Below are 15,450 nucleotides of genomic sequence, written 5' to 3'. Positions count from 1 at the left end.
TCGGTGAGGAGCTGCGACCTCCGGGATTGCAGGGGGTCGACCGGGACGGGCGTGGCGCATCGCTAGACGATAATGGTCGGAAGTCGCTTTGACAGGCTCGGGCGTCGTCAAACCTTCGTGTCTCGCGGCCGCGGCAAGCGCGTCCAAGGTTCGCGCGTGCGGGCTGTGGTGGAACGCGAACACATGTTCCGGATTGCGACGAGGTCGCAGCAGCCCCGGCCGGGGTCACACCGCCGATCGCTGCCGCATGCTCCGCGTCACCACCAGCGCCCGCAGCCAGGTGCCCAGCGCGCAGCCGGCGAGGTAGGGCACGAACAGCAGCAGCAGCAGCTCCAGCCAATAGCCGGCACGGCCAGGGACCAGACAGGCGATGGCGGCCGCCACCAGGATCACCGCCAGCGCCGCCAGCAGCCAGGTCAGCAGCCGTGACACGCCCGGCGCCCGATGCACCACGGCGACCCAGCCCATGGCGAGCCCGATGGCGAACGCGCCGGCCAACCAGCCCCAGTGAAATGCGACGAGATAGGCCATGTCACCTCACCACGAATTCAATGCGCCGGTTCTGCGCCCGGCCCTCGCCGGTGTCGTTGGACGCGATCGGCTGGGTGCTGCCATAACCGATCGCGCTGAAGCGATCGGCCGGCAGTCCGGCCTTGACCAGATAGTCGACCACGGCCTGGGCGCGCTTCTGAGACAGCACCTGATTGGCCGCCGCGTCGCCCTCGGCATCGGTGTGGCCGATGATCTCGACATTGGCGGTGGGGCAGCGGAAGGCGATCTCGACCAGGCGATCGAGCAGACCGGTAGAATCCCGGTCGAGGTCGCTGCGGTCGGTCTCGAAGCGGATCTTCGCCTTGCCGAGCAGGTCCGAGAACAGCTGCTGGCACACCGTGGGATCGACCGGGGCGGCCGCCGGCTTCACGGTGATATCGACCTTCACCTGCCAGCCCTGCGGGACATCCTTGGCGAGCCCGGTCCGGATCTGGGCGGCGGCGGCGTCGTAGAGGGCATCGCCGGAAATCTTGATGTCACGGTCGGACACCACCAGCGTGCCGGTCGACAGCCGCGACAACGCGCCCAGCGCCGGCACCACCGCGTTCACGAAATTCGTCGGCGCGCCGATACTGTTCTTGAGGTTGTCGACGACCTTCTCGTTGAAGAATTTGCGCGATGAGGAGCCGACGACCACGGCATGGATGTTCTCGTCGGGGACATTGCCGGACAGGGTCACGGTGACCGCCACGGGATCCTTGTAGGCCTGGAAGATGTAGGGCGGCGCCTTGACCTCGTTGCTGGCAACCTTGAAGCCGTCGGGCAGCTTGGCGAGTGCCGCGGCGAGGGCTTCGCGGCCACCCAGCTCGCGCGCCATGCCGGTCAGCGCGACGTCGCCGTCGGAGATCGTGAACTTGCCGTCCTTGAGCTTGCCGATCTGCCCGATCAGCAGCAGCGCCGCATCCTCGAAGCGCGCCGGCGCGCCGCGCGCCAGGCCCATCTGGTCCGCCACCTCGACGCCGGGCAGCGCCGCGCGCGTCGCCTCGGCCAGCCGGCCCTTGAGCGCGGGCAGCGGCGCATTGCCGCCGAGCGTCACCCGGACGACGTCGCGCTCGGCCGACCACACGAACGGTTTGGCTTCCGGCACCAGCCGGGTCTGATCGTTGACCAGACGCACGCCGGCGACCGAGTCGACGGCGGCGACGGCGTCACGGCGTCCGGCCTCGGAAAAAGCATCGGCGCGCAGAGAGACGTCGCGGCCGTCAACGGTGACGTTGGTGCGGTCGAGGACGGCGCCCTTGAGGGCAGCCGAACTGCGGCCGGCGAGATCATTTTCGAGCGGAACGGTGCTGGTCCAGGCTGCAAAGCCCCAAAGCACGATCAACGGGATGACGCCGGGCCACCATTTGCCGCTCCACCTGAAAAGTCCGCGCATTCGTCATCCGTCGCATCGAGGAAGCAGAGAGAAAACAAACCCTTGCATGCCTGTCAAACCGGAAATGAAGCGCGTCGCACGGTACGATGCGACGTCCGGGCTAAGGTTTTCTTCAATCATTCGTCGGTAACCTTGTCCCGACAACCCACCGGGCCGCATATTTCAGATGAGGCGATTTCGCAAAACCTTTATCCGTGCCGGCCTGGAAGCGCTGTATCTGAGCGGCGCACATGTCTGGCTGCGACCAATTTTCTCGGGCGTGGGTGCGATCTATACGCTGCACCACGTGCGGCCGCACCGCGACGCCGATTTCCAGCCCAATTGCCATCTCGAAGTCACGCCCGACTTCCTGCGTGAAATGCTGTCGCATCTGCGCGGCCATGACATCGAGATCATCACCCTCGACGAGCTGCACAGCCGACTGGTGGCAAAGGACTTCTCGCGCCGCTTCGCCTGCTTCACCTTCGACGACGGCTATCGCGACAATCGCGATTTCGCCCTGCCGGTCATGCGCGAGTTCGATGCGCCGTTCACGATCTATGTGACCAGCGATTTCGCGTCCGGCGACGGGCGGCTGTGGTGGGTCGCGCTCGAGCGCCTGGTCGCCAGGGCGCAGCAGATCGATATCGAAATCGGCGGACTCGCGCTGCGGCTCGATGCCTCGACGCCGACCGCCAAATGCGTAGCGTTTCAGCGCCTGCACGACTGGCTGCGCACGCTGCCCGGCGAGCACGACATCCGGCGCGAGATCACCGCGCTGTGCGCCCGACACGGCATCGACGAGGCGTCGATCTGCCGCGAGCTGTGCATGTCGTGGGATGAGTTGCGGGAGCTGTCAGCCGAGCCGCTGGTCTCGATCGGCGCGCACTCGATCAGCCATTGCAATCTCGCCAAGCAGACCGAAGAGACGGCGCGCATCGAGATCGCCGAAAGCCGCGCGCGGATCGAGAACGAGTTGCAGCGCCCGGTGCTGCACATGGCCTACCCCTATGGCGACCGCGCCGCCGCCTCGCAGCGCGAATTCGTGCTGGCCGCCGCGAGCGGCTACAAGACCGCCGTGACGACCCGCCCGGGCATGATCTTCGCCGAAAGCGCCGATCACCTGACCGCATTGTCGCGCGTCTCGTTGAACGGCCACTATCAGGATGCCCGCGTGCTGCCGGTGCTGACTTCGGGCGCCGCCACCGCAATGTGGAATGGCTTCCGTCGCATCGATGCGGCGTGAGCCCCGGGGCTCCGCGACGTCGCTCTCCACCTCGATCACGGCCAATCCGTGCGACTGCGTCTCACTTGACAGGGCTGGCGCCCCCCGCTCACAAGCGCAATCGACAACGATAAAGGGAGGCACCATGCTCAGGAACCTGTTCTCACTCGAAGGGCGTATCGCGCTCGTTACCGGCGGCTCGCGCGGCATCGGCAAGATGATCGCATCCGGCCTGCTCGCCCACGGCGCGGCGCGGGTCTACATCACCGCGCGCAAGGCCGGACCGTGCGAGGAGACCGCCAAGGCATTGGCCGCGGAATATGGCGGCGAATGCATCGCGCTGCCGATCGACATCTCGACGATGGCGGGCATCGACATGCTGGCTACCGAGATCAAGAAGCGCGAGCCCAAGCTCGACATCCTCGTCAACAATGCCGGCGCCGCCTGGGGCGCGGATTTCGACGAATTCCCGGAAAGCGGCTGGGACAAGGTGATGAATCTGAACCTCAAGACGCCGTTCTTCCTGACCAAGGCCCTGGCGGCTCCGTTGCGCGCGGCGGCCAGTACCGATCGGCCGGCCAAGGTGATCAACATCGCCTCGATCGACGGCATCTTCGTCAACCCGCTCGAGACCTATTCCTATGCGGCGAGCAAATCCGGTCTGATCCACCTGACGCGCCGGATGGCCGCCAAGCTGATCAAGGACCACATCGTGGTGACAGCGATCGCGCCGGGTCCGTTCAAGTCCGACATGAACAAGGCCGCCCGCGACAATGCCGACGAAGTCGCCGCGCGCGTGCCGGCCGGACGCGTCGGCACCGATGAGGACATGGCGGGGACGGCGATCTTCTTGGCGTCGCGTGCGGGCGACTACGTGGTGGGCAACACCATCGCCGTGGATGGGGGCATCGTCTACGCCAACCCGGGCATTCCGGGCGCGGGATGGGATAGCTGAGGCCAAGCTGTAACGGCAAAACCGGTGTCGTCCCTGCGCACGCAGGGACCCATACCGCGGAATTTATCGGTAAGACATAGCTGCCAGTCGCCGCCTCACAGAGGCCGGTGGCTATGGGTCCCTGCGTGCGCAGGGACGACGGCGGAGTTTGACGCAACGCCGGTGCCACACGTTCTGCCGACATCACGCGGTGTAGTCCTGGCGCAAGGCCGGGGCTACACCGTTGCCTGCGCTCAAGTCTCGATCTTCACGTACTCGAAGTCACCCGGCTTGTTGTCGATGCCGACCTTGGGAGGCGCGATCCAGGAGGCGTATTCGCCGAGCTCGGTGACGGGCTTCATCAGTGAAGCGATGTAGGCGCCGTCGTCGGTCGACGGCAGCCAGTCGCCCTTGCGCTTGGCCCACGTGCCCTCGTCGATCAGGATGCCGTCGGGCGTCGCGTGGACGTCCTTGAACTCGCCGATGGCGCGGTGGAAGGCCGTGTGCGGCAGCTTGAGCTGGAAGTCATAGCCCGCCGTGGTGATGATCTTGTTCCAGCGCAGCAGGCCTTTGATGCAGTCCTGCGAGTAGTCGTCGCGGAGCCGCATGTTGAGCGCGGTCAGCGCCGGCTCGTCGACCCGCTTGATCTCGCCGTCGACCAATTTCAGCACCGGATAGGTTGAATTCTTGAGCTGGTGGTCGTCCTGGATCTGGGTCTCGTGATAGCGGCCCTTGATGCCGGAATTGAACGCGTTGGCGGCGTTGGTCGAGACCTCCGAGCCGAACAGGTCCAGCGACAGCGTGTAGTGCAGGTTCAGCTTCTTCTGGATTGTCGGCAGGTCGATGACGCCGAGCGCACGCACCTTGGCGATATCAGTGGGATCATCGATGCCGGCGGCGCGCATCGCATCGACCGTGCGCTGGATGACGCGGCCGACGCCGGTCTCGCCGACGAACATGTGATGCGCTTCCTCGGTCAGCATGAAGCGGCAGGTGCGCGACAGCGGATCGAAGCCGGACTGCGCCAGCGAGTGCAGCTGCATCTTGCCGTCGCGATCCGTGAAGTAGGTGAACATGAAGAACGACAGCCAGTCCGGCGTCTTCTCGTTGAACGCGCCGAGCATGCGTGGGCTGTCCGCATCACCCGAGCGGCGGCGCAGCAGATCGTCGGCCTCCTCGCGGCCATCGCGGCCGAAATATTTCTGCAGCAGATAGACCATCGCCCATAGGTGACGCCCTTCCTCGACGTTGACCTGGAACAGATTGCGCATGTCGTACAGCGACGGCGCGGTCTTGCCGAGATGGCGCTGCTGCTCCACCGAGGCCGGCTCGGTATCGCCCTGGATCACGATCAGGCGGCGCATCAGCGCGCGGTATTCGCCGGGGACCTCCTGCCAAGCGGGCTCGCCATAATGCTCGCCGAACGGGATCTTGCGGTCTTCTTCCTGCGGAGCCAGCAGGATGCCCCAGCGATAGTCGGGCATCTTGACGTAGTCGAATTTGGCCCAGCCGCGCGGATCGACCGAATAGGCCGTGCGCAGATACACCAGCGACTGCTGGAAGCCCTCGGGGCCCATGTCGTTCCACCAGTCGACGTAGCCGGGATGCCAGCCTTCCAGCGCCTTCAGGACCTGGCGGTCCTCGGCGAGATTCACGTTGTTCGGAATCTTGGTCGAGTAGTCGACGTTCATGATGTTCATGTTCATGGAGACCTCCCGGGTGGCTCTCTTCTGTTCGCTCAGACGCGCGTCATGTCGTATTGCGGCCGCTCGCCGGTGCCGTAGCGCCGGAGTGCGCCCTCCTCGCCGACCGCGTTGGGGCGCTGGAAGATCCAGTTCTGCCAGGCGGTGAGGCGAGCGAAGATCTTCGATTCCATCGTCTCCGGGCCGGCGAAGCGCAGATTGGCTTCGAGACCGGTGAGGCTGTCCGGCGAGAAGCTGGCGCGCTCCTCGAGAAAGACGCGGATCTCGTCTTCCCAATCGATGTCATCCAGCGCGAAGGTCACGAGGCCGAGCTCCTCGGCTTCATCTGCTTCGAGCGGCTTGCCGACCTGCTCGCGCACGCGCTCGAGATCGCGGGGATCAGTGAGGAAGCGTGATTCCAGCCGGGTCAGGCCGTGGCTCATCGGATAGGGACCGAAATTCATCGCCGACAGTTCGATCGCCGGCGCCGGACGGTTGTCGCCCTGGATGGTGCCGATCAGCATGTAGGAGCGGTCGGAGGCGAACACGAGCTCGGCCAAGGTGCCGGCAAAGCAGGAGCCGGGCTCGACCAGCGTCACCAAGGTGCGTGACGTGACGTCGATGCGCTTGAGCACGCGCTTCCAGTAGTGCCGGATCTCGTTGGCAAGCCAATGCGCCTTGTTGACTTCGAGGAAAGCGTCATGGGCGAGCACTTGCGCACGGTCGCCATGCGACTTGAACACGAGCATGGCGATGCCGAGCTCGTTGATCCGCAAATGCAGGATGGCGTCGTCGAGCTCGCGCGCGACCTGCAGCGGCCAGAACGATGCGCCCTGCGCGATCATGCCGTCGATATCGGCCGGTGGTGCGGCCTCGGGCGCCGAGATCGTGATGGTGGCGATGCGGGCGGTTCGGTCGATGTCGACATTGACGAAGCCGTAGCGCACGCTCGACGCATCGATCACGCGCTTCAGCGGTGTGAGCGCAACGCCCTTGCCGCTGCCGTTGCGCTTCGAGGCGGCTGCGAACTCCTTGGCGCGCTCGGCGACCTTGGCATCGACCTTGGAGTTCGGCGCGATCTCGTCGACGAGGCGCCATTGCACGGCGCGCTTGCCCTTGACGCCCTCTTCCGTGGTGCAGAACGCATCCGCGCGGTCGCGGCGCACCTTGCGCTTGTCGACGACGCGCGTGAGGCCGCCGGTGCCCGGCAGCACCGCGAGCAGCGGCACCTCCGGCAGCGACACCGACGACGAGCCGTCGTCGGCGAGGATGATGTGGTCCGTGGCGAGCGCAAGCTCATAGCCGCCGCCGGCAGCCGTGCCGTTCACCACGGTGATGAAGCGCTGGCCCGAGTTCTCGGAGGAATCCTCGAAGCCGTTGCGGGTCTCGTTGGTGAATTTGCAGAAGTTCACCTTGTGGGCATGGGTGGCGCCCGCGAGCATGCGGATGTTGGCGCCGGCGCAGAACACGCGCGGCTTCGCCGAGCGCAGCACCACGACCTTCACCTCGGGCTGCTCGAAGCGCAGCCGCTGCACGGCATCCGCCAGCTCGATGTCGACGCCGAGATCATAGGAATTGAGCTTGAGCTGGTAGCCCTCGAACAGGCCGCCATTCTCGTCGACGTCCATGGCGAGCGTCGCCACGTCGCCGTCGATCGAGAGCTTCCAATGCTTGTAGCGGGAGGGATCGGTCTGAAAATCGATGAACGTCTTGCCTCCCGCGAGCACGCGGTCTTCCCCGGCCATGAGTCACCCTTACGTTGGAGTGCTTATCGTTGAGATGCACAATAATTCATGTTTCGGCTGGCGTCTACGGCAAAAAACCAAAACATGCACTTTGTTTCATGCTCGTGATGCCGTGACCGGCAGGGTTGCCGCGGCGAACTCGGCAATGACCCGCAACGTGGCCTGGGGCGCCTCGCGATGCGGGGAATGGCCGGTCTGGGGGAGCATCGTCACCTCGACCGGGCAGTAGCACTCCTCCTGGATGATCTCGACCTGGCGGACAGTGCCGTACTGGTCGTCGACGCCCTGGATCACGGCCGCGGGAACGCGGATGTAGGCGAGGTCAGCCGTGATGTCCCAGCTCCGAAACGCCGGATCCAGCCAGGCGCCGTTCCAGCCATGGAACGCGTTGTCGACGTCCTTGTGCCAGCGCGACAGCTTGGTGCGAAGCTCGGTGGTCTCGTAGGCGGTCTTGATCGCGGCAATCGAGGAGACCGAGACATCCTCGACGACGACATGCGGCGCGATCAGCACGATGCCGTCGAGGCGGTGGTCGGCACAACTGCCGGCGTAGATTGCCGCGATCGAGGCGCCGTCGGAGTGGCCGACGAGCAGACCGCGCTGGAAGCCGATCGCATCGAGCAGCTTCGGCAAGACGTCGCACGCCTCGCGCTGCATGTAGTCGAGCGGCCGCGGCAGGGGCACCGGGCTGGAGGCGCCGTAGCCCGCGCGCGAATAGGTGAATACGGAGGCGCCGGTGGCGGCTTGGAGCTTGTCGGGAAAGTCGCCCCACAGTCCGACGGAGCCGAGACCTTCATGCAGCAGCACGATGCATGGAGCATCGGAGGGCTGCGGACCGATCAGGCGGTATTCGAGCTGGGCGGCGTCGATGGTGAGGAAGCCGTTCGCTTCGAGCGTCATGCGCTGTTCTCTCCTTCGTCATGCCCGGGCTTGACCCGCCTGCGCGGCCGAAGCCGCTTCGGCGGGGCGAAGGCCCGGGCATCCAGGTCTTTGTTTCTCGCAGCGTGATGGATGGCCGGGTCAAGCCCGGCGACAACTGCGAGTTGGACCGACGGCTAAAGGTTTGACCAACTAAGAGGCGGCCGATTACTGACTCGCTCCCTCGCGCAGCTTGAAGCGCTGGATCTTGCCGGTGGCGGTCTTCGGCAGGCTGTCCACGACCTCGATCCAGCGCGGATATTTCCACGGACCGATCTTCTGCTTGACATGCTCCTTGAGCGCCTCGTGAAGCGTCGAGCGGTCGACGCTCGGACGCAGCACGACGTAGGCTTTCGGCTTCAGCAATCCTTCCGGATCAGCCTCCGGCACCACGGCCGCCTCCAGCACCGAGGGATGCGTGATCAGCGCGCTCTCGACCTCGAACGGCGACACCCAGATGCCGGAGACCTTGAACATGTCGTCGGAGCGGCCGCAGAAGGTGTAGCGCCCCTCGCCGTCGCGAACGTATTTGTCGCCTGTGCGCGTCCAATAGCCTTCGAAGGTCGAGCGGCTCTTGTGGCGCTGATTCCAGTAGCCCTCGCCGGCGGAGGGCGCATGCACCAGCATCTCGCCGACCTCGCCGTCCGGCACATCCTGCCCGGCCTCGTTGACGAGCCGCACCTGATAGCCCGGCACCGGCCGGCCGGAGGAGCCGTATTTGATGTCGCCGGGCACATTCGACAGGAAAATGTGCAGCAGCTCGGTCGAGCCGACGCCATCGAGAATGTCGACGCCGAAGCGCGCCTTCCAGGCATTGCCGACCGATTCCGGAAGCGCCTCGCCGGCGGAGGTACAGATGCGCAAGGCGCTGCCGGCCTTCTCATGGCGCAGCGACTCGTCGTGCAGCATGGCCGCGAACAGGGTCGGCACGCCGTAGAAGATGGTCGGGTTGTAGCGATTGAGCAGCTTGAACATCAAAGCCGGGGTCGGCCGCTCGGAATTGAGAATCGTGGTGGCGCCGACCGACAGCGGAAACGTCAGGGCATTGCCGAGCCCGTAGGCGAAGAACAGCTTGGCAGCCGACAGACAGATGTCGTCCTCGCGAATGCCGAGCACCTGGCTGGCATAGGTCTCGGCGGTCGCGGCGAGATTGCCATGCAGGTGGCGCACGCCCTTGGGCATGCCGGTCGAGCCGGACGAATACAGCCAGAACGCCGGCTCATCCTCATGGGTCGCGACAGTTTCGAACTGATCGCTCTCGCGCGCGAGCTCGTCCGCAAGCAGCTTGTGGCCGAAGGCGTTGGCGCCGGAAACGACGACGCAGTCGAGGTCAGGCATCCGCCCGACGATATCCTTGACGACCGGATACAGCGCCTCGGAGACGAACAGCACGCGGGCGCGGCAGTCTGCCAGCACATAGGCGTACTGCTCAGACGTCAGCAGCGTATTCAGCGGCACCGGGACGATGCCGGCGCGCATGGCGCCGAGAAAGACGGCGGGAAAATCCACCGTGTCGAGCATGATCATCGCCACGCGCTCCTCGCGGCGGACGCCGAGGCGGCGCAGCATGTTGGCGACGCGGCAGGACTGCTGCTGCAGTCCGCGATAGGTCAGCTCGAAGACCGTGTCCGTGTAGGCGAGCTTGTCGCCACGTCCCGCCTCGACATTGCGGTCAAGCAACCACGACACCGCATTGTACGACTTCACGGCATTCTCCCCCGGATTTTTGAATTATAATGCATAGAAGGCCACCAACGGCGCTTGCTGTCAATCCTTCCCGGCATTATGTTTCCTGCTCAAAAGAGTACCTCAGGGATATGACGCCACACAGCGACGCCCCGCGCGACGACGGCCAATCCGCGGCCGAGACCGACTTCCTCGACCGACTGGGCCAGCGCGTGCGCCGGATGCGCGGCCTCGCCGGCATGTCGCGCAAGGTGCTGGCCGAGGTGTCCGGGATTTCCGAGCGCTACATCGCCCAGCTTGAAAGCGGCAAGGGCAACGTTTCGATCGTGCTGCTGCGTCGCATCGCCAATGCCATCAACGCGCCGCTCGACGACATCATTCCCGGCGGCGAGCCGTCGCCGGATTGGCCAGTCATCCGTGATCTGCTGAAGAAGGCGAGCGCGAGCCAGATCGCCGAGGTCAAGGAGCTGCTCGCAAGCGGCGCATCGGCGCCGCTGCGGCGCTCGTTCTCGGGCATTGCCTTGATCGGATTGCGCGGTGCCGGCAAGTCGACGCTTGGCCGCATGCTCGCCGAACGGATCGGCTGGAGCTTCGTCGAGCTCAACAAGGAGATCGAGCGGCAGAACGGGCTCTCGGTCGCCGAGATCATCGCGCTCTATGGCCAGGAAGGTTTTCGCCGCTTGGAGCAGGCCGCGCTGTTGGCGCTGCTCGCGCGGAACGAACTGATGGTGCTGGCGACCGGCGGCGGCATCGTCTCCGAGCCCGTGACCTTCGACCTGATCCTCAACGCGTTCTACACGATCTGGCTGAAGGCCGAGCCGGAGGAGCACATGGCGCGCGTGCGCGGCCAGGGCGATCTGCGCCCGATGGCCGACGACCGCTCGGCCATGGCCGAGCTGCGCAACATCCTGGCAAGCCGCGAGCCGCTCTACGCGCGCGCCAATGCGGTGGTGGACACCGCGGGATTGTCGGTGGATGCGGCAGCGGTGCGGCTGGGCGAAGCGGTGAAGCCGATTATCGCCAACGAAGCCAGGATGTTCGCGCGGGGGTGAGATCGCTCGCGCGACGATGATCGTGGCGGAAGGGCCGAAGCCGGCGCGTTAACCACTGACGTCATTTCAGTACCACCGATGGTGGCCACACCCCCTCCGATTGCTTAATAGATCGTTAAGTAGTTGGAGGACCTGCAATGGACAACCGTCGTCGCGAGGCTCGCCAACGCGTCTATTATGGCGGCGTTCTGGCCTTCAATGCCGGCTGCTCGACGCTCGCCTGCGTCGTGCGCAACTTCAACCACCGCGGCGTCAGGATCGAGCTCGACGGCAGCGTGCTGCTGCCAGATCGCGTCGACGTCACCATCGCGCGCCGCGGATGGTCACGACAGGCGCGGATGGTATGGCGTGATGGTGCGGGCGCCGGCCTCGTCTTCGACGAAGACGGCGAGGTGATTTCGCTGGAATGGGCGCGCACCCTGCGTGAACGCGAGCGCACCAACAGGCGGCTCAAAGCGCGCCTCGAACAGATGCTCTCGGAATACTGAGCATGTCGGAGGTCTCACGAGAGCACGAGGAGCTGCTGCTAGCAGTGTCCGATGCGCCGCCGGGGTCGACGCGCGCGGCCGAACGCCCCCGCTCACGCTGGATGCGCCGCGTCGCCCTCCTTCTCGCCGCTCAATATGTGGTCGTGCTGCTGATCGGCATCGCCGCCGCCTCGACCGTGCGTGCATATGTGCTGCCAGAGGTCGTCGGCCGCTTCGAGGCGCTGGCAGCGGCGCTCAAGCGAACGCCACTGCCGTAAGTTGTCGCTGGCTTACCCGATCTCCCGCAGCTCCGCGTAGCTCAATGGCGTCAGGCCCGCGCCGTCGAAATAGATGAAGCGCAGACGCCGGCGGCGGGAGGTGAAGTTCGACGGCAGCGGATCGTAGCGGAAGGTGCCGCCGCCGAGATGCGGCGTCAGGCTGCCGACATCGGTCAGCGCGTCGATCTCGACGCGCAGCAGCTTGAGACTGCTCCCGCCCTGCGCGATCTCGAACGGGATCCGCGCAAGGCGCAGGAAGCTGGTCGGATCGGCGGCGGCGAAGAAGCCCTCGACGAAAGCGGTCTCGACCTTGTCGAGATCGGGCTCGACGACAGGCGCGGGCTTGGCGCCCTCCGGCTGATGCGGCGTCTGCCATTGCACCGGGGAACGGCCATGCGGATGGTTGTGCCCCGGACCATGCGGCGGATGATCGTGATCATGATGGTGGTCGTGATCGTGCGCATGGCCATGGTCGTGGTGATCATAGCCGTGATGGTGGTGATGATGGCGCATCGCGGACCTCAATAGCTCACCGGCTTGTTGATGATGTGCTTGTGGCTGCCGAGCTTGCCATGCGCGACCATGGAGCCGAGCGCTTCGACCACGACGCGGACGCCGATCAAAGCGGTGATGTCCGAGGTGTCGTAGGGCGGCGAGACCTCGACGACTTCGAGCCCGCACAGGCCCTCGGCCGCGACGAGGCCGAGCAGCTTCAGCGCCTCGCGCGGCAGGAAGCCGCCCGGCTCGGGCCAGCCGGTGCCGGGCACGAAGCCGCAATCGATGGAATCGACGTCGAACGAGATGTAGACGGCGTCGGCATCCTTCCACGCCAGCTCCAGCGCGATCTCGGCGGTCTTCTCCAGGCCGATCTTCTCGATGTCGGCGATGGTCAGCACGTTGGTGTTGCGCTTGCGCGCGACCTCGACGCCCTCGCGCGGCACCTGCCAGCCGCCGATGCCGAGCTGCACCAGGTTGGTCGGCGACACGTTGGGCAGGTTGGTCGCCCAGTACCAGGGCGTGGTGTGCATGCGCTCGTCGAGATCCTTCTCCTGGATGTCGATGTGGCGGTCGAAATGGATGATGCCGATGCGCTTGTCGGTGCATTCAGCGATGCCGCGCACGCAGGGGAAGCCGATCGAATGGTCGCCGCCGAGCATGATCGGCAGTGCGCCGGACGAGAACACATGCGCGACGCCGCGGCTGATCTGGTCGAAGCTCTTTTCGAGGTTGGCGGGAATGGTGAAGACGTCACCGGCATCGCACAAGGTCATCTGCTCACGCAGATCGACGCCGAGTTCGTAGTTGTAGGGCGTGTAGAGTGCGGAAATGCGGCGGATGCCCTGCGGCCCGAAGCGGGTGCCGGGCCGATAGGTGGTGCCGGAATCGAAGGGGATGCCGATCACCGCCGCATCGTATCGACCGACGTCGCGGACGTTCTCGACATAGGGCGCCTTCATGAAGGTGTTGATCCCGGCGAAATGCGGCAGCTCGCCGCGCGCGAACGTCGGGATCTCGCGATCCGTCAGCGTGTCGGCGCCGGGCAGACCCATGTCGAGCGCCCATTGCTTCTCCCTGCGCCAGCCGTTGCTCGGCAGCTTGCCCTCGGCCTCGAGGGCCTGCCAGCCTTGCGTGGACATCTTGTCGAAGTCCGGATGGTGACGGCGCATGGCGTGACGCTGCAGCTGCAGGCCGGCGCGGCGCGAACGGCGCATGGATGGGAATGACATGAAGACTCTCCTTCGTTTCTTTCGACGTTTCTTGGACTGATTATTGCGCCGCCTGCAGGCTGGCGCGGATGAATCCGAGCACGGGCACGGCGCTGTCGCGGGTGAGATCGAGGTCGTAGGTGATGCGCGCGCCGAATCTTTCGGGCGCCTGCGGATCCTTGCGCGGCCGGTCGAGCGCGATCAGCCGCGTGGCGAGGCCGAACGCCTCCTTGATGTCGTGGGTGACCATCACGATGGTCATCTTGTGCTCGCGCCACAGCGGCTTGATCAGCGCATGCATCTGCGCCCTTGTGCCAGGATCGAGCGCGCCGAAGGGCTCATCGAGCAGCAGCACGCGCGGCTGCTTCGCCAGCGCCTGCGCGATCGCGAGGCGCTGCTGCATGCCGCCGGACAGCGCGCTTGGATATTTGTCGCAATGCTCGGCCAAGCCGACGGCCTCGATCAGCGCGAGGCTCTTCTCCACCGCCGCCTTGCGCGCGGTGCCGAGCAGTCGCGCGGTCAACGGGCTACTCGCAAGTTCGTAGCCGAGCAGCACGTTGCCGAGCACGGTCAGATGCGGAAAGACCGAGTAGCGCTGGAACACGATGCCGCGATCGGGACCGGGCTCGGCCGGGAACGGCCGGCCGTCGAGCAGCACGGAGCCTTGCGTCGGCCGTTCCTGGCCAAGGATCAGGCGCAGGAAGGTGCTCTTGCCGGCGCCGGAGGGACCGACGATCGACAGGAACGTGCCCGAGGCAATCTCGAGATTGATGCGCTCGAGCACGACCTGATTGCCGTATTCGACCCAGACGTTGCGAAAGGACAGCGTGCTCATCAGTGGCTCGCTCGCGCATAGGCCCAGGGAAAGGCGCGCCGACCGAACCAGACCAGCGCGTAGTCGAACACGTAGGCGAGCAAGGTGATCCACACGACGTAGGGCAGGATCACATCCATCGACAGATAACGCCGGACCAGGAAGATGCGGTAGCCGAGCCCGACGTCGGACGCGATCGCCTCCGCCGAGATCAGGAACAGAAACGCAGGCCCGATCATCAGCCGCAGGCCCTGAATCAGCCGCGGCATGATCTGCGGCAGCACCACGCGGATCGCGACCTGCCAGGTCGACGCCCCAAGCGTCTGCGCCTTGATCAGCTGCTCGCGCGGCATGTTCTGCACTTCCAGCGACAAGTCCCGCACCAGCGTCGGCGTGACGCCGATGACGATCAGCACCACCTTGGACAACTCGCCGAGCCCGAACACGATGAACAGCACCGGCAGCACCGCCATCGGCGGGATCATCGACAGCACAGCGACCAGGGTGCCGAAGCCGGCGCCGGCGACCGGCAGCAGGCCAATGGCGAGGCCGAGCGTGAGGCCGACAGCGGCAGCGATGCCCAGTCCGAACGCAAGGCGTTGCAGGCTCGCTGCCGTGTCAGCCCACAGCACGTAGTCGCCGGAGCGGCGATCCGGCTCGGTTGCGAGCCGCTTCGACGTGGCGACCATCTCCGAGACCGGCGGCAGCAGCTTGTCGTCCGGATTGTCGGCCCGCCGCTGCGCCGATCCGACGACGTAGATCAACGCGATCAGCAGGAACGGCAGCAAGGCCAGCAGCAGCCGGCTGCCCCGGTTCGGAACGACGTTCATCGCACGCGGCATCAGGAGACTCCCTCAATCCTCTCCATGAACACGCGGTTCACGGTCTGCATGCAGCGCCAGCTTCCGAGCTGGGCCAGCGTAGCCCAGATGAGCGAAGCGACATCCGGGTTCGCACGTGGCACCTGATGAGACCCCGGATGTCGCGTCCACCTTCGCCCTCCAGACTTCGGCTTCCGCTCATCCGGGCTACGATCC

At 65.6% G+C, this 15,450-nt stretch carries 15 protein-coding genes; 5 read left to right on the top strand and 10 right to left on the bottom strand.

Annotation, left to right across the window (positions count from 1 at the left end; all coding sequences use genetic code 11):
• Window positions 1-225: 225 nt before the first annotated feature.
• Together S58_RS03335 and S58_RS03330 are read right to left on the bottom strand one after the other, a co-directional pair.
• Window positions 226-531 (bottom strand): hypothetical protein, encoded by a 306-nt coding sequence (locus S58_RS03335; protein WP_015663827.1) that lies wholly within the window; start codon window positions 529-531, stop codon window positions 226-228.
• A gap of 1 nt (window position 532) precedes the next feature.
• Window positions 533-1,927 carry an OmpA family protein gene (locus S58_RS03330; RefSeq protein ID WP_015663826.1) on the bottom strand — a complete coding sequence of 465 codons (1,395 nt, stop codon included), beginning with the start codon at window positions 1,925-1,927 and terminating at the stop codon, window positions 533-535.
• A 166-nt stretch (window positions 1,928-2,093) separates the two neighbouring features.
• Here S58_RS03330 and S58_RS03325 point away from each other — a divergent pair, with 166 nt between their 5' ends.
• Together S58_RS03325 and S58_RS03320 are read left to right on the top strand one after the other, a co-directional pair.
• Complete coding sequence (locus S58_RS03325; protein ID WP_015663825.1) at window positions 2,094-3,152, top strand: polysaccharide deacetylase family protein; 1,059 nt, start codon at window positions 2,094-2,096, stop codon at window positions 3,150-3,152.
• A 124-nt stretch (window positions 3,153-3,276) separates the two neighbouring features.
• Entirely contained in the window at window positions 3,277-4,086 is an 810-nt protein-coding gene (locus S58_RS03320) for an SDR family oxidoreductase (protein ID WP_015663824.1), read from the top strand.
• A gap of 233 nt (window positions 4,087-4,319) precedes the next feature.
• Here the strand turns inward: S58_RS03320 and boxB are convergent, their stop codons facing one another.
• The 4 genes from boxB to S58_RS03300 form a co-directional block, all read right to left on the bottom strand.
• Window positions 4,320-5,771, bottom strand: a complete 1,452-nt coding sequence (boxB, locus tag S58_RS03315) for a benzoyl-CoA 2,3-epoxidase subunit BoxB (RefSeq protein ID WP_015663823.1) — start codon at window positions 5,769-5,771, stop codon at window positions 4,320-4,322.
• 32 nt (window positions 5,772-5,803) lie between these two features.
• Complete coding sequence (gene boxC, locus S58_RS03310; protein WP_015663822.1) at window positions 5,804-7,492, bottom strand: 2,3-epoxybenzoyl-CoA dihydrolase; 1,689 nt, start codon at window positions 7,490-7,492, stop codon at window positions 5,804-5,806.
• 96 nt (window positions 7,493-7,588) lie between these two features.
• Complete coding sequence (locus tag S58_RS03305) at window positions 7,589-8,392, bottom strand: alpha/beta fold hydrolase (RefSeq protein WP_015663821.1); 804 nt, start codon at window positions 8,390-8,392, stop codon at window positions 7,589-7,591.
• A gap of 186 nt (window positions 8,393-8,578) precedes the next feature.
• Window positions 8,579-10,099 carry a benzoate-CoA ligase family protein gene (locus tag S58_RS03300; protein ID WP_173424450.1) on the bottom strand — a complete coding sequence of 507 codons (1,521 nt, stop codon included), beginning with the start codon at window positions 10,097-10,099 and terminating at the stop codon, window positions 8,579-8,581.
• 128 nt (window positions 10,100-10,227) lie between these two features.
• Between S58_RS03300 and S58_RS03295 the strand changes: the two genes are divergently transcribed.
• The 3 genes from S58_RS03295 (at window position 10,228) to S58_RS03285 (ending at window position 11,893) form a co-directional block, all read left to right on the top strand.
• A complete protein-coding gene (locus S58_RS03295) occupies window positions 10,228-11,148 on the top strand; it encodes a helix-turn-helix transcriptional regulator (protein WP_015663819.1) in 921 nt (306 codons plus the stop codon).
• Between the two features lie 137 nt (window positions 11,149-11,285).
• A complete protein-coding gene (locus S58_RS03290; RefSeq protein ID WP_015663818.1) occupies window positions 11,286-11,636 on the top strand; it encodes a PilZ domain-containing protein in 351 nt (116 codons plus the stop codon).
• A 2-nt stretch (window positions 11,637-11,638) separates the two neighbouring features.
• The gene (locus S58_RS03285; protein WP_015663817.1) at window positions 11,639-11,893 is read left to right on the top strand and encodes a hypothetical protein; all 255 of its coding nucleotides are present in this window, start codon (window positions 11,639-11,641) and stop codon (window positions 11,891-11,893) included.
• A 12-nt stretch (window positions 11,894-11,905) separates the two neighbouring features.
• Here S58_RS03285 and S58_RS03280 read toward each other — a convergent pair whose 3' ends face one another.
• The 4 genes from S58_RS03280 to S58_RS03265 all read right to left on the bottom strand — a co-directional run bounded on the left by S58_RS03280 (window position 11,906) and on the right by S58_RS03265 (window position 15,255).
• Complete coding sequence (locus S58_RS03280; protein WP_015663816.1) at window positions 11,906-12,274, bottom strand: hypothetical protein; 369 nt, start codon at window positions 12,272-12,274, stop codon at window positions 11,906-11,908.
• A 140-nt stretch (window positions 12,275-12,414) separates the two neighbouring features.
• Window positions 12,415-13,620 carry an agmatinase family protein gene (locus S58_RS03275; protein ID WP_015663815.1) on the bottom strand — a complete coding sequence of 402 codons (1,206 nt, stop codon included), beginning with the start codon at window positions 13,618-13,620 and terminating at the stop codon, window positions 12,415-12,417.
• 40 nt (window positions 13,621-13,660) lie between these two features.
• Window positions 13,661-14,434: an ABC transporter ATP-binding protein gene (locus S58_RS03270; protein WP_015663814.1), complete on the bottom strand. Its 774-nt coding sequence runs from the start codon at window positions 14,432-14,434 to the stop codon at window positions 13,661-13,663.
• Window positions 14,434-15,255: an ABC transporter permease gene (locus tag S58_RS03265; protein ID WP_015663813.1), complete on the bottom strand. Its 822-nt coding sequence runs from the start codon at window positions 15,253-15,255 to the stop codon at window positions 14,434-14,436. The genes S58_RS03270 and S58_RS03265 overlap by 1 nt, the downstream gene beginning before the upstream one ends.
• Window positions 15,256-15,450: the final 195 nt, after the last annotated feature.

This window comes from Bradyrhizobium oligotrophicum S58, assembly GCF_000344805.1.
GTDB lineage: Bacteria > Pseudomonadota > Alphaproteobacteria > Rhizobiales > Xanthobacteraceae > Bradyrhizobium > Bradyrhizobium oligotrophicum.
This window is presented reverse-complemented; position numbering and strand designations above follow the sequence as displayed.